Source organism: Histophilus somni 2336 (assembly GCF_000019405.1).
GTDB classification, from domain to species: domain Bacteria; phylum Pseudomonadota; class Gammaproteobacteria; order Enterobacterales; family Pasteurellaceae; genus Histophilus; species Histophilus somni.
The window spans coordinates 22,725-44,925 of the sequence record NC_010519.1; the positions used below are offsets into that span (position 1 = coordinate 22,725).

Here is a 22,201-nt window from a genome sequence, read left to right on the forward strand (position 1 = left end):
AGGAATATAGCAAATGAAACTATTATTTGGTAGTGAAAGAGAGAATTTTATTATTTGGTTTCGTGATTATATCCGAGCTAAGTATTTGCTTGAATTGACCATTCAAAACTATATTGATGAAAAATATAATCGGTCGGTGCGTGGTGTTTTTATCGAAGAAAATCATCCATTATTGACACAGCTTGAACAAGAGAAAATACTTTTTCTGCAGGATCCTTTTAACCCTTGTTATCAGCAGGCAGCTTGGGAAGCCGGCGATACACATTCCATTCAGTACAAAAAAACATCATGGGTGGCTATTTGGAAAATCTCATCGAAATGGTTCCAACAAGGTAAAATAACTTTATTTATTACCGCACTTTGCACTCTAATTTACGTTTTACAGAACTTGGGATTTGAGCAAGGTATTTTCTATTTTGCTCATTATCCAGCAAATCCGGCACAACAAACAGAAATTTGGCGTTATATTTCGCATAGTTTAGTGCATCTCTCGCCACTACATTTTTTATTTAATCTAAGTTGGTTTTGGTTATTTGGCGGGGCAATTGAACGACAGCTGAATGCAAAAAAATTACTGTTGCTCTTTTTTGTTTCATCTATTTTGACCGGAGTCGTGCAAAATTATTTCTCTGATTATCGTTTCTTCGGGTTATCTGGTGTAGTTTATGCGGTATTGGGTTATGTATTTATTTTAGATAAATTTCATTATGCTAAATTTGCTTTACCATCAGGTTTTTTCTTGATGTTAATTATGGGGATCGCCTTAGGTTTTATTAGTCCGCTTGTAGGTATTTATATGGGCAACAGTGCTCATATTAGTGGTTTATTATGTGGGATTTTATTAGGCTTATGGCAAGTTAAAAAAAGGGAGTTTTGAGAACTAAACGTAACATATTGAAATCAATGAAATGTGTATTGTCTTATTTCTATGCTCTTTCAAACTCAAGATAAAATAGATCGAAATTTGGAGGATAGAGATAAACGCTGTCTTGAAGAGAAATTTATTTTGCCATTATGGTTATTCTTAATTTTCGCATAAAATTTGATAATTTCCTTTGACTAATTGACAATCAAAAGGTAATATTCACGCCCTATGCAAAAGGTAAAACTACCCCTAACTGTTGACCCGATTAAAGATGCACAGCGTAGATTGGATTATCAAGGTTGTTATGTGTCCAATCAAGTTACTCGTTTAGCGGAGTCAGTAGTCAAAGTGCTCAGCGATGTGCAGGTAACATTATCGTTTTTCGTTGATCCGCAAAAATTGACTGTAATGAAAGGAAGAGCGAGTGTTGATGTGGAATTAGAATGTCAACGTTGTGGTTGTCCTTTCAGTCAATCATTGGAATGTGAGTTTTCTTATAGTCCAGTGTCTGATTTGGGTAAGATCAATGAATTGCCAGAGATTTATGAACCGATAGAATTAAATGAATTCGGGGAAATAGATTTAATTGGAACGGTTGAAGATGAACTGATTGTTGCTCTTCCAATTGTTCCGATGCATTCATCTGAACACTGTGAAGTGTCCGTGGCTGAACAGGTTTTTGGCGAATTGCCGGAAGAGCTGGCAAAAAAACCGAACCCGTTCGCTGTATTAGCTAGTTTAAAGAAAAAGTAAATTTAGGAGTATAGCCAATGGCTGTTCAACAAAATAAAAAATCTCGTTCACGTCGTGATATGCGTCGTTCACATGATGCGTTAACCACTGCAGCTGTATCGGTTGACAAAACAAGCGGAGAAACTCATTTACGCCACCATGTAACCGCAGATGGTTATTATCGTGGTCGTAAAGTGATCAATAAATAATCGTTGATTGTTTAAGGTAATCACTTGAGTCATCTAACTGTTGTGTTAGATATGATGGGCGGGGACATGAGTCCCCGTATTACTATCTGCGAATTGGTAAAAGCGTTGGGTAAGCATCCAATGCTGTCTTTGTTGTTTGCTAATAACCAACAAAATTTTCCTCTACGTCAACGTTTTCCAATCGATAGTCAAAATTATTTAGCCGTCTGTCATTGCTCTCATGTGATTGAAAATAATCAGGGTTTAGTTCATACCTTAGTTCACATTTTTGTAGAATACCAGCTAGGTTTATTTTATCTATATGCAGCTTTGTTAAATATAGGTATTGAGGAAACCAAAGAATATAAAGAATATAAAGCTATTCGAGATATGGCATTACAATCTTCAAAGAAAGGTTAAAGAAAATCTTGCCGGTTTGAATAAAATTAAGACGTAACTTGATGAGATAATTATGTACAGTAGAATTTTAGCAACCGGTAGTTATATACCGGCTAATATCAGGACTAATGCTGATTTAGAAAAAATGGTAGAGACATCTGATGAATGGATTACTACTCGTTCCGGTATAAAAGAGCGTCGTATCGCCGGTGAAAATGAAACAGTTGCCACAATGGGATTTGAGGCCGCTAAAAATGCACTTCAGTTAGCCAATATTTGCCCTAACGATATCGATTTGGTTTTGGTTGCGACTACCAGCCACTCCTATGCTTATCCAAGTGCTGCATGCCAAATTCAAGGTATGTTGGACATTGATGATGCAATTTCTTTCGATTTGGCGGCAGCTTGCACGGGGTTTATCTATGCTTTAAGTGTTGCAGATCAATTCATTAAAACAGGTAAAGTAAAAAAAGCTTTAGTGATTGGTGCAGATATTAATTCTCGTAAGTTAGATGAAACGGATCGTAGCACTGTTATTTTATTTGGTGACGGTGCTGGTGCCGTGATCTTGGAAAGCAGCGATATTGAAGGGATTATTTCTACTCATTTACATGCTTCTTTAGATAAAAGTAACGCCTTAATTCTTCCTCAAACTCAACAGGGTGAAGTACAATCCGGTTATATTCAAATGCAAGGGAATGCAACTTTTAAACTTGCAGTACGAGAATTATCTAATGTAGTAGAAGAAACTTTACGTGATAATCACTTAGACAAAGCTGATTTAGATTGGTTGGTACCTCATCAAGCAAACTTACGTATTATCACGGCAACTGCTGAAAAATTGAATATGTCTTTAGATCAAGTGGTAATTACTTTAGACAAGTACGGTAATACAAGTGCGGCGACAGTACCTGTGGCATTGGATGAAGCTGTACGTGACGGGCGTATTAAGCGTGGTCAATTATTATTATTAGAAGCATTTGGTGGCGGTTGGACTTGGGGTTCTGCGTTGGTTCGTTTCTAAATTTTAACAAAAATTGAATATACTTATTTAGTAGGAAATAAAAATGAAAAAATTTGCAATGGTTTTCCCTGGACAAGGCTCACAAGCAGTGGGAATGCTGGCTGAATTGGCTACAGAATATCCGATTGTTGAAGAAACTTTTCAGCAAGCTTCCTCCGTTTTGGGTTATGATTTATGGCAGTTAGTGCAACAAGGTCCTGCAGAAGAATTGAATAAAACGTGGCAAACACAACCCGCACTTTTAGCTGCTTCCGTGGCAATTTATCGTGTATGGCAACAAAAATATCCTTACCTAAAACCTGAAGTGATGGCAGGACATAGTTTAGGTGAATATTCCGCTTTAGTATGTGCCGGTGTAATTGATTTCCAAGATGGAATTAAGTTGGTACAACTTCGTGGTAAGTTAATGCAACAAGCAGTTCCGGAAGGAACAGGTGCCATGTACGCAATTATAGGTTTAGATAATGAAAGCATTGTTCAAGCTTGCAAAGCGTCTGAACAAGGTGAGATTGTGTCAGCGGTAAACTTTAATTCACCGGGACAAGTGGTGATTGCAGGAGCAAAAGTCGCAGTAGAACGTGCTGCTGTTGCTTGTAAAGAGGCGGGAGCAAAACGTGCGTTGCCGTTAGCAGTCAGCGTGCCTTCTCACTGTGCATTAATGAAACCAGCAGCAGAAGAATTGGCAGTAGCGTTAGAAAAAATGACGTTTAGCATCCCACAAATTCCGGTTATTAATAATGTTGATGTGAAAGCAGAAAATGAAACCACTAAGATTCGTACCGCACTTGTGCGTCAGCTTTATAGTCCTGTACGTTGGACTGAAATAGTTGAGAATATGGCAAGAGAGGGAATTGAACTTTTATTTGAGATGGGACCTAATAAGGTGCTCACTGGATTAACTAGTCGTATTGCTAAAGAGTTGAATGCTAAAGCAGTCAATGATTTATCTTCATTGAATACAGTGGAAGAAAGCTTAGATTAATTTATGACAACAGAGGCTGATACTAAACAGCCTATTTTATTGAGGAGTAGATGATGCAAGGAAAAATAGCATTAGTAACAGGTGCTACACGTGGGATTGGGCGTGCAATAGCAGAAGAATTAGCGAGCAAGGGGGCTTTTGTTATTGGTACTGCAACAAGCGAAAAAGGAGCGGAAAGTATTTCTGCTTATTTAGGCAAACAGGGTAAAGGTTTGGTATTAAATGTCGCAGATCAAGATTCAATAGATGCTGTATTGAGTGCCATTAAAGCTGAAGTGGGTGATGTTGAGATTCTAGTGAATAATGCAGGAATTACCCGTGATGGTTTATTAATGCGTATGAAAGATGATGACTGGTTTGATATTATGCAAACTAATTTAACGTCTATCTATCGTTTATCTAAAGCTGTATTACGTCCGATGATGAAAAAAGGTGGACGCATTATTAATATTGGTTCAGTAGTTGGCTCAATGGGAAATCCCGGTCAAACTAACTATTGTGCGGCAAAAGCGGGTGTTATTGGCTTTACAAAATCGTTAGCAAAAGAAGTTGCAGCAAGAGGAGTAACTGTGAATGTTGTAGCTCCAGGTTTCATTGCAACAGATATGACGGATGTGTTAACTGACGAGCAAAAAGCAAATATTCTGACAAATGTGCCGGCAAGTCGTTTGGGACAGCCCAAAGATATTGCGAAAGCTGTTGCATTTTTGGCATCGGAGGATGCGTCATATATTACAGGTACTACATTACATGTTAACGGTGGAATGTATTTACCTTAGTAGAAATAGGGATTTCAGGCTAGCCAAAGATAAGGCGTAATGTTAAAATCCTGACATGTGGTAATGTAGCTATTGAAACAATCGAGTTACGTTGGCTGTTGCATTCTACAGGTTAACATAACGTATTTATGTTTGTGTACTGAGACAGATATCATTGTGGTTTGACCTTGTAAAAGTAAAAACAGCTTGAAACTTCATAAAAAATACATACACTATTATATCTTATCGCTAACCATTAATAGGAAAAAAGCAAAATGAGCATTGAAGAACGTGTAAAAAAAATCATTGTTGAACAATTAGGCGTTAAAGAAGATGATGTTAAGCCTGAAGCTTCATTTATTGAAGATTTAGGTGCAGATTCTTTGGATACAGTTGAATTAGTAATGGCTTTAGAGGAAGAATTTGATATTGAAATTCCGGATGAAGAAGCTGAGAAAATTACAACAGTTCAATCAGCAATTGATTATGTTCAAAATAATCAATAGTAATGATACTTGAAAATTACACATGAAATCAGTATAATCCGTATTCACTTATGACCCTTTGAGAGGGTCATATTTTTGTGTGGCACATTGTGCTTGTATGAAATGGGGAGCTGAAACGGCGTTATTACCCGCAAAGAGGAAATTAAAAATGGCAAAAAAAGTCCAAGCATACGTTAAGTTGCAAGTCGCAGCAGGTATGGCTAACCCATCACCACCTGTTGGTCCTGCATTAGGTCAACAAGGTGTGAACATCATGGAATTCTGTAAAGCATTTAATGCTCGTACTGAGAGTCTAGAGAAAGGTTTACCGATTCCTGTCGTTATTACTGTTTATGCAGACCGCTCTTTTACATTTGTGACTAAAACTCCGCCGGCAGCGGTATTATTGAAAAAAGCTGCTGGAATTAAATCTGGTTCTAGTAAACCTAACAAAGATAAAGTAGGTAAAGTCACTTTAGATCAAATCCGTCAAATTGCTGAAACTAAAGCAGCCGATATGACCGGTGCAACAATTGAAACTAAAATGAAATCTATTGAAGGTACAGCACGTTCAATGGGTTTAGTAGTGGAGGGTTAATCTAATGGCTAAACTTACTAAGCGTATGAAAGCAATCAAAGCCGGTGTTGATTCAACAAAACAATATGAAATCAATGAAGCTATTACGGTGTTGAAACAATTCACTTCAACAAAATTCGTTGAAAGCGTTGACGTTGCAGTCAATTTAGGTATTGATGCACGTAAATCAGATCAAAATGTACGTGGTGCAACCGTGTTACCACATGGTACAGGTCGTTCAGTACGTGTTGCTGTGTTTACTCAAGGTGCTAATGTTGATTCGGCTAAAGCAGCTGGTGCTGATTTAGTAGGGATGGAAGATTTAGCAGAGCAAATCAAAAAGGGTGAAATGAACTTTGATGTTGTTATTGCTTCCCCTGATGCAATGCGTGTTGTTGGTCAACTAGGTCAAATTTTAGGGCCTAGAGGCTTAATGCCAAATCCTAAAGTTGGTACCGTTACACCAAACGTTGCTGAAGCGGTTAAAAATGCTAAGTCCGGTCAAATCCGTTACCGCAATGATAAAAACGGTATTATTCATACTACAATCGGTAAAGCAAATTTCTCTGCTGAACAATTAAAAGAAAACTTACAAGCATTATTAGCTGCCTTGACTAAGGCGAAGCCTGCGACAGCAAAAGGTATCTTTATTAGAAAAGTAAGTGTTTCTACTACTCAAGGTGCAGGCGTTGCTGTTGATCAAAGTAGCTTATAATTAATATAGCCAAACCTTTACAGAGGCGTATTTTGTATATATAATGCACGCCTCTATTTTGCCTTATGGCATAATTTCTGGTTGGTGCTTGACCTCTCAAGCCCCGTCCAAGACCGTAGGGGAAAGAGTATTTCTTAATAATCCTACGTAGATGGTGATACAGAATAAGAATTTTTCTTGCTTCTGTGCACCTTAGCCTCAGAGAAGACTGCAAAAGTGCGGTGTTTTTTTGAGAAGTTTTATAATTCCGATCAATCGGAGTGTATTCAGGAGCTAAAAGCCAATGGCATTAAATCTTCAAGACAAACAAGCAATTGTTGCTGAAGTAAATGAAGCAGCCAAAGGTGCCCTATCGGCAGTTATTGCGGATTCTCGTGGTGTTACTGTTGATAAAATGACTGAGTTACGTAAAGCAGCTCGTGAAGCTGGCGTTTCTATGCGTGTTGTACGTAATACTTTATTACGTCGTGCAGTAGAAGGCACAGATTTTGAGTGCTTAACAGATACGTTTGTAGGTCCAACACTTATCGCATTTTCTAATGAGCATCCAGGTGCGGCTGCACGTTTGTTCAAGGATTTTGCTAAAGCTAACGATAAGTTTGAAATTAAAGGTGCAGCCTTTGAAGGTAAGATCCAAAATGTTGAGTTCTTAGCAACATTACCGACTTACGAAGAAGCAATTGCACGTTTAATGGGTACTATGAAAGAAGCAGCGGCAGGCAAACTTGCTCGCACTCTTGCGGCATACCGCGACAAATTACAAGAAGCGGCTTAATTAAAGCCTTTCTTAACTCGTTTAATTTATTTACTTTAGGAATTGATTGTTATGTCATTAACTAACGAACAAATCATTGAAGCGATTGCTTCAAAAACTGTCACTGAAATCGTAGAATTAATTTCTGCAATGGAAGAAAAATTTGGTGTTTCTGCTGCGGCAGCAGCGGTAGCAGTAGCTGCTGGTCCAGCTGAAGTAGCTGAAGAAAAAACCGAATTCGATGTGGTTTTAGCTGAAGCTGGTGCTAATAAAGTAGCTGTAATTAAAGCAGTACGTGGTGCGACTGGTTTAGGCTTAAAAGAAGCTAAAGACCTAGTAGAATCTGCTCCGGCTAACTTAAAAGAAGGTATTTCTAAAGCAGAAGCTGAAGCACTTAAGAAAGAATTAGAAGAAGCTGGTGCGAAAGTAGAAATCAAATAATTTTGATTTTTTCAATCTTCTAGTTCAGAAAAGACTTGGTGGACACCCCAAGGTCAGAATAATAATCCTACCTTTTCGTGCTTTTTCGAAGGTGGGATTATTCTTTTTTATGCTGTCGAAGAGTTTATTTGTAGATGATCGTAATTTGGGAGAAAAACTTTACTTTTGTCTGCAGTGGGTTGAGTGCGGTTTGTTTTAAGCCGCACTTTTTCGTTTCATTCGCAACGAGATTTTTTATTTTAAGAACGTTTCATAACTTCAAAAAATTCTTCATTGGTTTTTGCCATCATTAGCTTATCAATTAAGAATTCCATTGCCTCAATTTCACCCATTGGATTAAGAATTTTACGTAGAATCCACATTTTTTGTAATTCATCTGGTGTAGTCAGAAGATCTTCTTTCCTTGTACCAGAACGATTGAAGTCAATAGCAGGAAATACACGTTTTTCTGCGATTTTACGGGAAAGATGCAACTCCATATTCCCAGTTCCTTTAAATTCTTCAAAAATCACTTCGTCCATTTTTGAGCCGGTATCCACAAGTGCGGTGGCAATAATGGTTAAACTACCGCCTTCTTCAACATTACGGGCTGCACCAAAGAAGCGTTTTGGGCGATGCAATGCATTGGCATCTACACCCCCTGATAAGATTTTTCCGGAAGGCGGTGTTACCGTATTATAAGCACGAGCTAAGCGAGTTATGCTATCTAATAAAATAACCACATCTTTTTTATGTTCAACGGAACGTTTTGCTTTTTCAATCACCATTTCTGCAACTTGAACATGGCGTGCTGCCGGTTCATCAAAGGTTGAAGCAATGACTTCGCCTTTTACTGAGCGTTGCATTTCTGTTACTTCTTCCGGACGTTCATCAATCAACAATACAATTAATTCACATTCCGGATAGTTATGAATAATACTTTGTGCAATATTTTGTAATAACATGGTTTTACCTGCTTTTGGCGGAGCGACAATTAAACCACGTTGTCCTTTACCGATAGGGGAGGCTAAATCTAAAATACGAGCAGTCAAATCTTCCGTTGCACCATTTCCACGCTCCATTCTGAGGCGTGAATTTGCGTGTAGTGGAGTTAAGTTTTCAAAGAGAATTTTACTACGTGATACTTCTGGTTTATCGTCATTGACTCGATCAACTTTTAGTAAGGCAAAGTAACGCTCTCCTTCTTTTGGTGGACGAATTTTTCCTTCAATTTTGTCGCCCGTTTGCAGGTTGAAACGACGAATCTGACTTGGAGAAACATATATGTCATCAGGACCGGCTAAGTAAGAACTATCGGCAGAACGTAAGAAACCGAAACCATCAGGTAAAATTTCTAATATACCTCCTCCAAAAATGTCCTCTCCACTTTTCGCATGTTGTTTTAAAATTGCAAAAATAATGTCTTGTTTGCGTAAACGAGCTAAATTTTCTAAGCCCATTTGTTTTTCACCTAATTCTACAAGTTCAGAAACAGGTTTATTTTTAAGTTCTGTTAAATGCATAATAAATAATTGAGAATGTTATAAAAATGAATTGATAAATGAATTGAATGTAAATATGAAATTGCGTGCAAATTTATCATTAAATCTTTAAGTTGTCTAGCTATCTAACTTAAAAATCAATAAATGTGCGGACATTTTTTGAGGATTTTTTCCGTTCATGTTATTATCACCCAAATTCTTTACTGATAATTTTTATGCAAAATAGTCATCTTTCACAACAACGTTTTTCTGATCTTGCTTTACATCGTATCGTGCAACAAGCGATAAAAGAAAAAGGCTTTGAGTTTTGTACACCTATTCAGGCATTGTCTTTACCTATCACCTTAAAAGGGCAAGACATAGCTGGGCAGGCTCAAACCGGCACAGGAAAAACGATCGCATTTTTAACCGCTACATTTCATCATTTACTACAAAAAAACAATATAAATTCCTCAGAACAACCGAGAGCGTTAATTTTGGCACCGACTAGAGAATTGGTTGTACAAATTGCAAATGATGCGAATTTTCTAGTTCAAGCAACAGGGTTGAAAACAGGCTTAGCTTATGGTGGTGAGGGCTATGATAAACAATTAAAGGTAATTGATCGGGGTATTGATATTTTAATTGGTACTACAGGGCGTGTAATTGATTATGTTAAGCAAGGAATTATTCGTTTAGATTATATTCAAGTGGTAGTGTTAGATGAAGCAGATCGAATGTTTGATTTAGGTTTTATTAGAGATATTCGTTATTTATTACGTAAATGTCCGGTGCCTCAACAACGTTTAACCATGCTTTTTTCTGCAACTTTGTCTTATAAGGTTCGTGAACTTGCTTTTGAGCATATGAATGATCCACAGTATGTAGAAATTGAACCCTTACAAAAAACGGGGCATAGAATTAGAGAGGAGTTATTTTACCCTTCTAATCAAGATAAAATGGCATTGTTGATGACTTTATTAGAAGAAGAATGGCCAGAGCGTTGCATTATTTTTTCTAATACTAAACATCGTTGTGAGGAAATATGGGGATATTTAAGTGCGGATGGTCATCGAGTAGGATTATTGACTGGTGATGTAATGCAGAAAAAACGCTTATCTTTACTCAAACAATTTACGGATGGAACCTTAGATGTTTTGGTGGCGACAGATGTGGCAGCACGAGGGTTACATATTCCGGATGTGACTCATGTGTTTAATTATGATTTACCTGATGATTGTGAGGATTATGTACATCGTATTGGAAGAACAGGGCGAGCGGGTGAAAGCGGTATTTCAATCAGTTTTGCTTGTGAAGAATATGCGATTAATCTGCCTGCAATTGAAGAATATATTGGTCACAGTATTCCTGTCAGTCAATATGATGCGAAAGCATTGATCGAAGATTTGCCAACACCTCATCGGATTAAACGAGGTGCATTTGATAGCCGTTCAAATTTACAACGTACTGTAAAGAGATTGAAAAAAACTTATTAATTTAACCGCTCTTTTATGGGATCTTTGCCAAGATAAGCAAATATCCCTTTAATTACCGGACGATAACGTTGTACACTAATACGGAATTTTCGACTAGGAAAAGAGAGATAAAAATGACACCTTATTTAATTGCTCCATCTATACTTTCTGCTAATTTAGCACGTCTTGGTGAAGATGTAGAAAATGTGCTAAAGAGCGGTGCTGATGTAATTCATTTTGATGTGATGGATAATCATTATGTACCAAATTTAACCTTTGGGCCTGCGATTTGTAAGGCATTGCGTGATTATGGAATTAAAGCACCTATTGATGTACATTTAATGGTTAAACCGGTAGATCGTATTATTCCTGATTTTGCTAAAGCCGGTGCTGATTATATTACATTTCACCCGGAAGCCAGTGAACATATCGATCGTTCTTTGCAACTGATTCGGGATTGTGGTTGTAAGGCTGGTCTTGTTTTTAATCCAGCAACACCATTGAGTTATTTAGATTATGTATTGGATAAGATTGATGTGATTTTGCTTATGTCTGTGAATCCCGGATTTGGGGGACAAGCTTTTATTCCAAGCACATTAGAAAAGTTAAAACAGGCTCGTAAAATTATTGATGAAAGTGGCTTGGATATTCGCTTAGAGGTAGACGGTGGAGTAAAAGTGAATAATATTGCTGAAATTGCTCAAGCTGGAGCCGATATGTTTGTGGCAGGATCTGCAATTTTTGATCAGCCTGATTATAAAAAAGTTATTGATGAAATGCGTCAGCAACTTTCTACAATAAGAGAGAAGGAAACAAAATGACACAATTTAAATTAATTGGTTTTGATTTAGATGGTACCTTAGTAAACAGTTTGCCTGATTTAGCTTTATCAATTAACTCTGCTTTGAAAGACGTTAATTTGCCACAAGCATCGGAAAACTTGGTGATGACTTGGATTGGCAATGGTGCTGATGTTTTGAGTCAACGTGCAGTGGATTGGGCTTGTACACAAGCTGAAAAAGAGTTAACGGAAGATGAGTTTAAATATTTTAAACGTCAATTTGGCTTTTATTATGGCGAAAATCTTTGTAATATCAGTCGATTATATCCAAATGTGAAAGAAACCTTAGAAGCATTAAAAGCACAAGGCTACATTTTAGCAGTCGTGACGAATAAACCAACTAAACATGTTCAGCCTATTTTAACTGCTTTTGGGATCGATCATTTGTTTAGTGAAATGCTGGGGGGACAATCTTTACCGGAAATTAAGCCTCATCCGGCACCTTTCTATTATTTATGTGGCAAGTTTGGTCTGTATCCGAAACAAATTCTTTTTGTTGGCGATTCGCAAAATGATATTTTTGCTGCTCATTCTGCGGGTTGTGCTGTGGTTGGGTTAACTTATGGTTATAACTATAATATTCCAATTGCACAATCAAAACCTGATTGGATCTTTGATGATTTTGCTGATATTTTAAAAATTACACAATAAGGATAAAAAATGACAAAACCGGTTGTATTAAGTGGTGTTCAGCCCTCAGGTGAATTAACTATTGGTAACTATTTGGGTGCGTTGCGTCAATGGGTAAACATGCAAGATGAGTATGAGTGTTTATATTGTATTGTAGATTTACATGCAATTACAGTTCGCCAAGATCCGGACACTTTACGTAAAGCAACGTTAGATGTATTGGCTCTTTATTTAGCCTGTGGTATTGATCCGGAGAAAAGTACGATTTTTATTCAATCTCATATACCTGAACATACCCAATTGGCATGGATTTTAAATTGCTACACTTACTTTGGTGAAATGAGCCGAATGACTCAATTTAAGGATAAATCAGCACGTCATGCTGACAATATCAATGTAGGTTTATTTACCTATCCTGTTTTAATGGCGGCAGATATTTTACTTTATCAAGCAAATCAAGTACCTGTTGGTGAAGATCAACGTCAACATTTAGAAATTACACGTGATATTGCACAACGTTTTAATGCTCTTTATGGGGAACATTTTATTGTGCCAGAAGCATTTATTCCAAAAGCAGGTGCACGAGTAATGTCCTTGTTGGAACCTGAGAAGAAAATGTCTAAATCGGATGAAAATCGTAATAATGTCATTGGTTTGTTAGAAGATCCCAAAGCAGTTGTGAAGAAAATTAAGCGAGCTGTAACAGACTCAGATGAACCGCCTGTTGTGCGTTATGATGTAAAAAATAAAGCAGGTGTATCTAATTTATTAGATATTTTATCCGGTGTAACAGGAAAATCTATTGTCCAATTGGAAGCTGAATTTGAAGGGAAAATGTACGGACACTTGAAAAGTGCGGTGGCAGATGAGGTTGCTACTATGCTGACTACATTACAAGAACGTTTCTATCATTTCCGTAACAATGAAGAATTATTAAATAAAATTGCGGCTGAAGGTGCAGAAAAAGCCCGTAAGCGTGCAAAGGAAACCTTAGATAAAGTTTATCGTGCAATGGGTTTTGTTACTCCATAAAAACGATTTTTCCCCTAAGTATTTAGGGGATCTTTATTCTTATTGTAATACATTTTCGAAAAAAACAGTATTTGCAGTAGGGTCACTTAATGAAAATAGTAAGAACTTTCCGAAAAACCGCTGTTATTACAAACCTCAGAAATCTGATACTTCGTATAGAATAAGAGAAAAATCTTCTATGGCAAAAAATAGAAAAGCAAGCATTTCCCATGTGACATTATTAGGGTGTTAAAATCCAAGGTTGTGCTAATGAAAGAGAATAAATATTAGCGATGAAATGAGATTGTTCTTCTTTGGGAACGGGGAAGGGAATAAAGGTTAATAGTTCTTGGTGTAATTTCAAAATTTTTGTAAAACAGACCGCTCTTTCGATCTCTGAAAAAAAATCTGGGTTTAATGCTTTAGCCACATATCCTCTTTTTATTCTGCCTAGTGCCATAGCTAAATGAATGAGTAACATGTCTACTTGTTTCGTTTTTAAATTTACTCGCCATTTTTTACCAAGACGATTTCGGATATTAAGAGTAATTGTCATAATATCTTCATCAATTAAATGGCGTTGAACTAAAAAAATCAGCCTTTGCTGTATTAACATGAATTTCATTCCATTACGAAAAGGATAGTTTACTTTACCTGAAATAAACACAATTAAGTAGTGCATAGATCACAACTTTGTAGGAAAATAAACAAAATTTTACACGATAGGAATTAAGATGTTAAACAAGGAAATTATCGCACGATATGAAGGATTAATTTTTGATATGGATGGCACAGTAATTGATACTATGCCTTGTCATAAACAAGCTTGGGAGCTTGTTGGTGCTGAAATGGGCTATGCTTTGGATGGAGATGTTATGTATCAATTGGGGGGAGCTCCGGTAAGAACTATTGCCAAAGCCATAATGGAAAAAGCACAAATGCCGTTATATTTAATGGAAGATGTGATTAGTTTAAAGCGTAAATATGGAATTGAATTAATCATGAAAAATGCTACTTTATTGCCTGCTGCGGATATTGTGAAACAATATGTTGGACAAAAGCCTTTAGCTCTCGGTACAGGTTCACATCGTTACGTCACGGAAATGCTTTTAGAGAAATTTCAATTGCAGTCTTATTTTGGTGCTATTGTGACAGCGGAAGACGTGATTAATCACAAACCTGAGCCGGATACATTTTTGCGTTGTGCAGAATTATTAAATCTTGATCCGTTAAAATGCCTTGTATTTGAAGATGCGGATTTGGGCGTACAAGCCGGATTAGCGGCGGAAATGGATGTTTTTGACGTTCGTGTAAATCAAATAATTACAAGCAAGTGATTAGATTTTATCTGTATTTTGTGTAATCTAAACATTTAGGCAGAGTAGAGAAATAGTTGCCAACCTTATTTTTGATTATGTTTGTAGCTTTTATTTAAAAAATACTTTATAAACATAAAGTTGTGCTTTTTTAATCCGTTATGATTATTTCACGTTTGCTTTAACTCTTTAAAAAGACCCTTGGTTCTATTTATTGTCCTTTCAATATCTAACTCAGAATATTTCTCGAAAGTAAATAGATAATTGTGATATTGCTTTAAACTAGTATAAGCTACTTTTATTGGCAAAACAGTTGTTTATTCATTTTTCAAAAATAAAGCTTAAAGCCTTGTGCTATAAGGCTTTAAGCTGGTTTTTAGACAACTATTTTGTCTGCTTTAGAATTTATAATTTACATTTAAAACAAATGTGCGTCCTTTTGAATAGTTGTTTAAGGCTTTCTGGTATCCATCGCCCACGCCCATAGCATAAGTCATTTGGTTTGCCGAGTCGTTATTCGCATCTAGCGGATTAATGTATTTTTTATCAAAGGCGTTTTGAATTTCGCCTTTAATAGTTAAGTTTTCCGTTGGTTGGTAGATAGCGTAAAAATCGAAAATTATTGGCTGTGCTTTGATTTCTTCCGTGCCGCTAATTCTTACATAAGTAAGAAATGTCTCGCCAGTCTTTCTAGAAGTAAAAGTTCCCGGCAAGATAACATCGCCATCTGCTTTATCAAGTCTGGCTCGTTTGCTTTTACCATAGTATTTAGCAGTACCGCCTAATGTTAATTTTCCGTCAAATAAACGTGTTCCTAGGTCAAGGGAACCGTAATCTTTCGGTAGAGACGATATTTTACTTAAGCCGAACCCTTGTAAATATTGTCCGGTTTCACTATCATCACTCACATTATAACTTGAATCAGAAAATGAACTTGGTTGATTGGTTTTTTGTCTGGCATAAGATAAGTTGGCATAGAACCAACCGATATCATAATTTAATTCAAGTTCCAACCCCTGAATTTTAACAATAGGTGATGAATCAGCAGGAATGAGTTGGTTTGAAGGAACTTTTGTTTTTCCATCTCCTGTATCCACCAAGTCTGTTTTCAAGATTGTTTTACCGCCTTCATAGTTAATATGCGTAAGATGTTCAACGCAGTCATAAATAGTCGGTGCTTTGTTTGATCCTCTCCACGCGTTTGAACTACATTCTTGTTTGATATTGATAATATAATCTCTGATTTTCGTTTGATACGCTAAAATCTTAAAGCCTAGTGCATCAAAATCCGAGAATATCCCATTTTTATAACCGTTAATGCCGAATTGAATGGTTTTGGCTTTTTCTGATTTTAAATCGGGTCTTATGGCTAATGTACCAAATTCGGAGAAATACATCTCTTTGATATTCGGGACCCGATGGGTTTTGGCATAACTCACAAATGGCGAAAAGAGCGGGTGAAAATCCGCCGAGAAAGACATAGAATAATTATCATGAGATCTTGAATCTCCCTTGTGGACAGAGTAAAAACTTGGGCAGTTATAAACATCCCAAGTGGTATCATCATCATTAGGACCAGTATAACACCCCAATTTTTCTGCTTCCTCAACACCATACTTCGCAACTATCTCTGATGAGTTGGAATTGACCCAAATTGGCTTTCCATTCTTCATTTTTTTATGAGAGTCATGCCATGTTCTAGATGAAAATCTATCTTTAGGATCAAGAGGGAAAATCCTACCTTCGTATTTATAGATTTGGCGATTGGCATTGACTTTTAAGGTATAAATATCGTATTTAAAGGTTTGGTCAAAATAGAGGGTTTTAAAACGTTGTTCGCCGTCGGGTTGGAATGTATTCGATCTTATGCCGTGATATTTACATGCGTTTTTATACTTACCAACCTCATCACAAGCATCAAGTGAATTAGGTTCCCCACCATCAAAATAATAACCTAATTCACGAGGATGTCGATTTTTACTGTATTTATTTTTGAGGATATTGGCACCTAATGTTGCTTCATAAGAGAATTTTTCTGTGAATGGAATAGAAAAATGCATATTTATATCCGTGGTTTTCGCACTATTTTTGCTTTCCAACACATCTTTCAGCATTTTACCATTAAACACGCTTCCCTTGTGATAGGTTTGCGTAGAGGTATTATCCGCCAAGATTAATTCAAATTGTAAATTCTCTTTCGGTTTTAGTTGGTAGTTTAACTGGTAGTTTTTATTCTCTAAATTTCTGCCGGAAAGTGCGGTCGATAAAGAGCGGTATGATAGGATAGCTTTATTATATTTATCGTTATATTCGATTTTGGCTAAATGGCTTTGGGGATAGTGGAGTAATTTGCTTGGGTCATAGGGTTGTAATCCATAGAGTTTTCGTTTTTCATTTCTGTCACAAAATGCTTCGCCTTTACAGGCTTCTTCAACTATTCTTCCCACTTCTTCAGCGTCAACATCTTTTATACTTCTACCCCCCCCCACTTTAAAATCTTGCGAGCTTTTACGCCAACTATAGGCATACATAAAACCTAATGTTCTTGTATCGGAAAAAGGATAGCGAAAGGCAACTGCACCCATATAATTCGGTCCGGTTGCATTGGTTCCTCCGCCAACATTTAATAAAGCACCTACATTTCTGCCTTCACTTATTACGTCATCAACACCGATTGTTCTAAAATTTGCCGAACCTACTAGAGCATTAGCCCCCGCTTTACCGTCAAAACTTCCTCGTTGAATATCTACACTGGTAATAAACGCAGGGTCAATGGTTGCACCGAATTGAGAGGTTCCACCGGCTTTTTCGCTGTTATCTCCTGATGTGGCAAAAAAGGTTTGGGAAATACCGTCCACCATCGTATTCACCCGTCCAAATCCCGTTTGACCACGAACGTTCACCGACACTGTCCCCGAACTTTTATCAAGGTTGGTAAACGCACCCGGTACCGTTCTGATGATGTCATCAATAGACTGCGTTGACGTGGAAATATTTTCTCTCACACTGGTCGCCCCCGCTTTTTTAAAGACTTCCTGTTTAGGTGGTAGCTTATATTCTACGTTAATTTGATCGAGCATTTCTTCTGCATAAACACAAGTGCTTAATACGGAAAAAGCTACCGCAGTGAGTTTAAATTTATTAGTCATCATTTTTATCCTAGTTATTTATGATTAAATTCATGGTGTAAACATGTACGACCAGTTATATAAAAATATCCTGTGCATGTCAATTAATGATAATAATTTTTATTATTATTTTTAGTTTATGCGGAAATTCAGCATGTTATCAAAATTGATATTCGCCAGCCTGAAAGCTAGAGTTTGGCTCTGGCGGAAAACATGCTTTAGTTAAAAATGATTCGGAGGAAATGCGGTCTATTTTTTACAAAGATTTATCTTTAATAAAAGGAAACTGAATGCGATATTTTATCGCCAGCATTCTGATGAGTGTACAGGTTATAATTGCCAGCCATGGACTTAGTAGGGGAGAAATTAAGCCTGTCGAACCTAATAGTTCTATGGTTGCACCGACAATGGCTGCACCTGCATATATTTCAGATTGAAAAATTAACGGCGATTTGTTTGTCAATACATCTCGGATACAGCCACCACCCACCGCACTAATACAACCCAAAATAATAGATAATTGGATATTTTCCGTCATATACCACGTTTTATTCGCCCCGAACGCTGCAAAAAAACCTAATCCAACGGCATCAAGTAAGTTGCTCACCTTTGAGAACGACGTTATTTTTTCTTGAAAAAAAGATACGCAACACACGGCTAAAAGGATAATTAATAGATAGGCGATATTTTCCAAGCCTGCCGGCGGTGTTGCTGATAGGCATAAATCTCGAATAATTCCACCGCCTATCGCTGTTACTGCTGAGACAACAAAAACACCAAATAAATCAAATTGTTTCTTCACGCCAGCAACCGCACCACTTAAGGCAAAGATAAATGTACCGAGAAGATCAATGAAATTAAATACGGATAACATAAAATACCTTAATCTTAATTTTAAAGCATCATTCTAGCATAACGAAATTAAAAAAAAACTTCGCAGATGTAATGGACACAAAAGGATTCTATACATTAATGAAGCAAAGTGTACATTTGTACATTACATCAGCATAGTTGTTATGGTAATCTAGAAGAACAAAGTGTGTTGAAAAAAGAGATTCTTGGCGTAATGCCGATTTTAATATTTAAACGAAATATCCTAAGTTATGGTGAAGAATATGATAAGTAATTTAACCGAACAGCCTTCTGGTGCTGAGTACCTTAAAGCAATTTTAAGTTCAAAAATTTACGAACTTGCACAGGTTACACCCTTACAACCTATGCTCAAACTTTCTGAGCGTTTAAGTAATACCGTTTTAGTTAAACGTGAAGATCGCCAATTAGTTCATAGCTTTAAATTGCGTGGTGCTTATGCCATGATTGCCGGTCTTAGCCAACCGCAAAAAAATGCCGGTGTGATTACCGCTTCCGCAGGAAATCATGCTCAAGGTGTCGCACTGTCAGCGAAAAATCTGGGATTAAACGCATTGATTGTTATGCCGCAAAATACCCCCCGCATTAAAGTAGATGCAGTGCGTGGTTATGGTGGCGAAGTGCTTTTATATGGTGCAAACTTTGATGAGGCAAAAGCAAAAGCGATAGAGCTTTCTGAAAGTAAAAGTATGACATTTATTCCGCCTTTTGATCACCCGGCAGTTATTGCAGGTCAAGGTTCTTTAGCCATGGAATTATTGCAGCAAAACAGTCATATTGATCGTATTTTTGTTCCTGTTGGCGGCGGCGGATTAGCAGCTGGCGTGGCTGTTTTAATTAAACAATTAATGCCTGACATTAAAGTGATTGCGGTAGAAAGTAAAGATTCAGCTTGTTTACACGCCGCTTTGAAAGTTGGTCAACCGGTAGATTTAGAGCGTGTCGGGTTGTTTGCTGACGGTGTGGCGGTAAAACGTATCGGTAATGAAACTTTCCGTGTATGTCAACAATATATTGATGATGTTGTACTTGTTGACAGCGATGAAGTGTGTGCGGCAATGAAAGATATGTTTGAAAATGTGCGTGCTATTGCAGAGCCATCCGGTGCCGTATCATTAGCCGGCTTAAAAAAATATGTGAAAGAACATAATATTCAAGGTGAAACGTTGGTTAATATTTTGTCCGGTGCAAATTTAAATTTTCATACATTGCGTTATGTGTCAGAACGCTGTGAAATCGGTGAAAAACACGAAGCAATTTTTGCTGTAACTATCCCTGAAGAAAAAGGTAGTTTCCTACGTTTTTGCCATCTGTTAGGTGATCGTCCTGTTACCGAATTTAACTATCGTTATGCTGATAAAGAACAAGCCTGTATTTTTGTTGGGGTTCGTATTAGTAGTGAAAAAGAAAAATTAGAAATTATTCAACAACTTGAACAAAATGATTATAAAGTTATGGATCTCTCTGATGATGAAATAGCGAAAACCCATATTCGCTATATGATTGGAGGACGAACAACCAGCAATAGCAAAGAGCGGTTATATAGCTTCGAGTTTCCCGAGCAAAAAGGCGCATTATTAAAATTCTTGATGATGTTAGGTACGCATTGGAATATTTCTCTTTTCCATTATCGTGCTTATGGTGCAGACTATGGTAACGTTTTGGCAGGCTTTCAGTTAGATGAACATGATGAAATTCGGTTCAATGGTCATTTAGAAGAACTTGCTTATACTTATCAAGATGTAACGGACAGCCCCGCTTACAAATATTTCTTAGCTTGATGCACGATAAAATCAAAAAATGCCATACTGAATGGCATTTTTTCTACTCAACTTCTTTAATTCGCAACTCTTTCGGCACTTCAAAAACGGTATTTTCTTCGCAACCTTCAAGTTCTTCCACTTTATCAACACCTAATTCTTTTAAACGGGAAATCACCGATTGAACCAATATTTCCGGAGCTGAAGCACCAGCTGTTAAACCAATAACTGTAACATTATCCAACCAACTTACCTCAATATCATTTGCATCATCAATTAATTTCGCCGTAACACCCATTCTTGAGGCAAGTTCAGCCAGTCGATTGGAATTAGATGAGTTTTTAGAACCTACCACAATAACTAAATCGGACAGTTTGGCTAATTCACGAACTGCTTGTTGTCGATTGGTTGTTGCATAGCAAATATCATTTTTGCGAGGACCTTGAATGGCGGGATATTTTTGTTTTAGCACCTCAATTACACCGGCAGTATCATCAATTGATAATGTGGTTTGTGTCATAAACGTGATGTCTTCATCATTCCGTAAAGTCAGTTTGGCAATATCTTCCACATCTTCTACTAAATAAATACCGCCCTTATCGTTATCATATTGTCCCATTGTGCCAATCACTTCGGGGTGTCCTTCATGCCCAATGAGAATGGCTTTTGTTCCTTTACGACTGGCACGAGCAACCTGCATATGCACTTTTGTAACCAAAGGACAAGTGGCATCAAATACTTTTAAATTCCGCTCTTTAGCCTCTTGACGAACAGCTTGCGAAACACCGTGTGCAGAAAAAATTACAATAGCACCATTAGGTACTTCATCTAATTCTTCCACAAAAATTGCCCCACGCTCACGCAATCCATTCACAACAAAACGATTATGTACAACCTCATGACGCACATAAATAGGTGCACCGTGAATTTCTAATGCAAGCTCCACGATACTAATAGCTCGATCAACACCGGCACAAAAGCCTCTGGGATTAGCCAAAATAATTTTCATTAGTTTTGCTTACTCTCTTTTTTATCGTTTTGCTTAAAAGCATCAATAGCCAATAATCCGGCACCGATACAAATTGCAATGTCGGCTACATTAAACACAGGGTAATGCCATTGTTGCCAATAAAAATCAAAAAAATCCACTACAAAGCCATGATAAGCTCTATCCGCCGCGTTTGCCAAAGCTCCACCAATCATTAACGCATAGCCTGTATTTTGTAGTTTCTGTGTTGCTTGATTTTTATATAAGAAAAATAAAATCATGAAGGAAACCGCTAAAGCCAATAAAATAAAAAAGTATTTTTGCCAACCTGCATGGTCAGCCAAAAAGCTAAATGCCGCCCCGTGATTACGCACGTAAGTTAAATTAAAGAAAGGTAAAATGTTAACACTTTCGTATAAAGAAAAATTTTTTACTACAGCGAGTTTTGTTATTAAATCAGTAAAAAAAGCAACCGCACTTATCCAAAGAAATGGAAGTCCTGTTTTTGATAAATTCATATGGTTTCCAATAGACGAAAAACGGGCGTAATATAACACCCAATTTAAATTATCTTGCGATTAAACGCTCGTGCGTTCTGTTTCGCAGGATCTACTTTGATAGCCGTTATTGTAAAATCTTAAACATCTCTCTAACGGCAGAAGGATTATATCTTACTTTATACCTTATATCCACGCTCTGAAAGACGGAGATTTACGGCACGTTGCGATAAAATTAAATTCTATGTGAGTTTAGTTCGATTATTCTGTTGTATTTTAACCGCTCTTTTCCAGCAAAATTGAAT

Annotated in this window: 24 protein-coding genes; 18 read left to right on the forward strand and 6 right to left on the reverse strand. The window is 37.1% G+C overall.

The window, feature by feature from the left end:
• The first annotated feature begins 13 nt into the window (after nucleotides 1–13).
• The 12 genes from HSM_RS00140 to rplL all read left to right on the forward strand — a co-directional run bounded on the left by HSM_RS00140 (nucleotide 14) and on the right by rplL (nucleotide 7,920).
• The gene (locus HSM_RS00140; protein ID WP_012341147.1) at nucleotides 14–877 is read left to right on the forward strand and encodes a rhomboid family intramembrane serine protease; all 864 of its coding nucleotides are present in this window, start codon (nucleotides 14–16) and stop codon (nucleotides 875–877) included.
• A gap of 216 nt (nucleotides 878–1,093) precedes the next feature.
• Nucleotides 1,094–1,618, forward strand: coding sequence for a 23S rRNA accumulation protein YceD (gene yceD / locus HSM_RS00145; protein WP_012341157.1), 525 nt, complete (start codon nucleotides 1,094–1,096; stop codon nucleotides 1,616–1,618).
• A gap of 17 nt (nucleotides 1,619–1,635) precedes the next feature.
• Nucleotides 1,636–1,806 (forward strand): 50S ribosomal protein L32, encoded by a 171-nt coding sequence (gene rpmF / locus HSM_RS00150; protein WP_011608316.1) that lies wholly within the window; start codon nucleotides 1,636–1,638, stop codon nucleotides 1,804–1,806.
• Nucleotides 1,807–1,872: 66 nt separating this feature from the next.
• A complete protein-coding gene (locus HSM_RS00155; protein WP_041605190.1) occupies nucleotides 1,873–2,205 on the forward strand; it encodes a fatty acid synthesis protein in 333 nt (110 codons plus the stop codon).
• A gap of 52 nt (nucleotides 2,206–2,257) precedes the next feature.
• Nucleotides 2,258–3,208, forward strand: coding sequence for a beta-ketoacyl-ACP synthase III (locus HSM_RS00160; protein ID WP_012341181.1), 951 nt, complete (start codon nucleotides 2,258–2,260; stop codon nucleotides 3,206–3,208).
• A gap of 43 nt (nucleotides 3,209–3,251) precedes the next feature.
• Nucleotides 3,252–4,190, forward strand: a complete 939-nt coding sequence (gene fabD / locus HSM_RS00165; protein ID WP_012341188.1) for an ACP S-malonyltransferase — start codon at nucleotides 3,252–3,254, stop codon at nucleotides 4,188–4,190.
• Nucleotides 4,191–4,243: 53 nt separating this feature from the next.
• On the forward strand, nucleotides 4,244–4,969 hold the full coding sequence (gene fabG / locus HSM_RS00170) for a 3-oxoacyl-ACP reductase FabG (protein ID WP_012341198.1): 726 nt from the start codon (nucleotides 4,244–4,246) through the stop codon (nucleotides 4,967–4,969).
• A gap of 254 nt (nucleotides 4,970–5,223) precedes the next feature.
• Complete coding sequence (gene acpP, locus HSM_RS00175) at nucleotides 5,224–5,454, forward strand: acyl carrier protein (protein WP_011608321.1); 231 nt, start codon at nucleotides 5,224–5,226, stop codon at nucleotides 5,452–5,454.
• Between the two features lie 148 nt (nucleotides 5,455–5,602).
• A complete protein-coding gene (gene rplK / locus HSM_RS00180) occupies nucleotides 5,603–6,031 on the forward strand; it encodes a 50S ribosomal protein L11 (protein ID WP_011608322.1) in 429 nt (142 codons plus the stop codon).
• 4 nt (nucleotides 6,032–6,035) lie between these two features.
• On the forward strand, nucleotides 6,036–6,725 hold the full coding sequence (rplA, locus tag HSM_RS00185; RefSeq protein WP_012341226.1) for a 50S ribosomal protein L1: 690 nt from the start codon (nucleotides 6,036–6,038) through the stop codon (nucleotides 6,723–6,725).
• Nucleotides 6,726–7,008: 283 nt separating this feature from the next.
• On the forward strand, nucleotides 7,009–7,500 hold the full coding sequence (gene rplJ / locus HSM_RS00190; protein ID WP_012341232.1) for a 50S ribosomal protein L10: 492 nt from the start codon (nucleotides 7,009–7,011) through the stop codon (nucleotides 7,498–7,500).
• A gap of 51 nt (nucleotides 7,501–7,551) precedes the next feature.
• Nucleotides 7,552–7,920: a 50S ribosomal protein L7/L12 gene (rplL, locus tag HSM_RS00195; RefSeq protein WP_011608325.1), complete on the forward strand. Its 369-nt coding sequence runs from the start codon at nucleotides 7,552–7,554 to the stop codon at nucleotides 7,918–7,920.
• A gap of 239 nt (nucleotides 7,921–8,159) precedes the next feature.
• Here rplL and rho read toward each other — a convergent pair whose 3' ends face one another.
• A complete protein-coding gene (rho, locus tag HSM_RS00200; protein WP_012341247.1) occupies nucleotides 8,160–9,422 on the reverse strand; it encodes a transcription termination factor Rho in 1,263 nt (420 codons plus the stop codon).
• Nucleotides 9,423–9,616: 194 nt separating this feature from the next.
• On the opposite strand from rho, the gene rhlB reads away from it, so the two are divergent.
• From rhlB to trpS, 4 genes are all read left to right on the forward strand, one after another.
• A complete protein-coding gene (rhlB, locus tag HSM_RS00205; protein WP_012341256.1) occupies nucleotides 9,617–10,876 on the forward strand; it encodes an ATP-dependent RNA helicase RhlB in 1,260 nt (419 codons plus the stop codon).
• A gap of 113 nt (nucleotides 10,877–10,989) precedes the next feature.
• Nucleotides 10,990–11,676, forward strand: coding sequence for a ribulose-phosphate 3-epimerase (gene rpe / locus HSM_RS00210; protein ID WP_011608328.1), 687 nt, complete (start codon nucleotides 10,990–10,992; stop codon nucleotides 11,674–11,676).
• Nucleotides 11,673–12,347 (forward strand): phosphoglycolate phosphatase, encoded by a 675-nt coding sequence (locus tag HSM_RS00215; RefSeq protein ID WP_012341271.1) that lies wholly within the window; start codon nucleotides 11,673–11,675, stop codon nucleotides 12,345–12,347. The genes rpe and HSM_RS00215 overlap by 4 nt, the downstream gene beginning before the upstream one ends.
• 9 nt (nucleotides 12,348–12,356) lie before the next feature.
• Nucleotides 12,357–13,358: a tryptophan--tRNA ligase gene (gene trpS / locus HSM_RS00220; protein ID WP_012341280.1), complete on the forward strand. Its 1,002-nt coding sequence runs from the start codon at nucleotides 12,357–12,359 to the stop codon at nucleotides 13,356–13,358.
• A gap of 220 nt (nucleotides 13,359–13,578) precedes the next feature.
• Here trpS and HSM_RS00225 read toward each other — a convergent pair whose 3' ends face one another.
• Nucleotides 13,579–14,019 (reverse strand): PRD domain-containing protein, encoded by a 441-nt coding sequence (locus tag HSM_RS00225; protein WP_080514384.1) that lies wholly within the window; start codon nucleotides 14,017–14,019, stop codon nucleotides 13,579–13,581.
• Between the two features lie 52 nt (nucleotides 14,020–14,071).
• On the opposite strand from HSM_RS00225, the gene HSM_RS00230 reads away from it, so the two are divergent.
• Entirely contained in the window at nucleotides 14,072–14,674 is a 603-nt protein-coding gene (locus HSM_RS00230) for a beta-phosphoglucomutase family hydrolase (protein ID WP_011608332.1), read from the forward strand.
• Between the two features lie 377 nt (nucleotides 14,675–15,051).
• On the opposite strand, the gene HSM_RS00235 is transcribed toward HSM_RS00230, so the two are convergent.
• On the reverse strand, nucleotides 15,052–17,802 hold the full coding sequence (locus HSM_RS00235; protein WP_143432750.1) for a TonB-dependent receptor plug domain-containing protein: 2,751 nt from the start codon (nucleotides 17,800–17,802) through the stop codon (nucleotides 15,052–15,054).
• Nucleotides 17,803–18,037: 235 nt separating this feature from the next.
• Nucleotides 18,038–18,655 (reverse strand): trimeric intracellular cation channel family protein, encoded by a 618-nt coding sequence (locus HSM_RS00240; protein WP_012341317.1) that lies wholly within the window; start codon nucleotides 18,653–18,655, stop codon nucleotides 18,038–18,040.
• Nucleotides 18,656–18,884: 229 nt separating this feature from the next.
• Here HSM_RS00240 and ilvA point away from each other — a divergent pair, with 229 nt between their 5' ends.
• Nucleotides 18,885–20,432, forward strand: a complete 1,548-nt coding sequence (gene ilvA / locus HSM_RS00245; protein ID WP_178384340.1) for a threonine ammonia-lyase, biosynthetic — start codon at nucleotides 18,885–18,887, stop codon at nucleotides 20,430–20,432.
• A 43-nt stretch (nucleotides 20,433–20,475) separates the two neighbouring features.
• Here the strand turns inward: ilvA and ispH are convergent, their stop codons facing one another.
• Together ispH and lspA are read right to left on the reverse strand one after the other, a co-directional pair.
• Nucleotides 20,476–21,420 carry a 4-hydroxy-3-methylbut-2-enyl diphosphate reductase gene (ispH, locus tag HSM_RS00250; RefSeq protein WP_012341337.1) on the reverse strand — a complete coding sequence of 315 codons (945 nt, stop codon included), beginning with the start codon at nucleotides 21,418–21,420 and terminating at the stop codon, nucleotides 20,476–20,478.
• The gene (lspA, locus tag HSM_RS00255) at nucleotides 21,420–21,917 is read right to left on the reverse strand and encodes a signal peptidase II (RefSeq protein WP_012341344.1); all 498 of its coding nucleotides are present in this window, start codon (nucleotides 21,915–21,917) and stop codon (nucleotides 21,420–21,422) included. The genes ispH and lspA overlap by 1 nt, the downstream gene beginning before the upstream one ends.
• Nucleotides 21,918–22,201 lie beyond the last annotated feature (284 nt).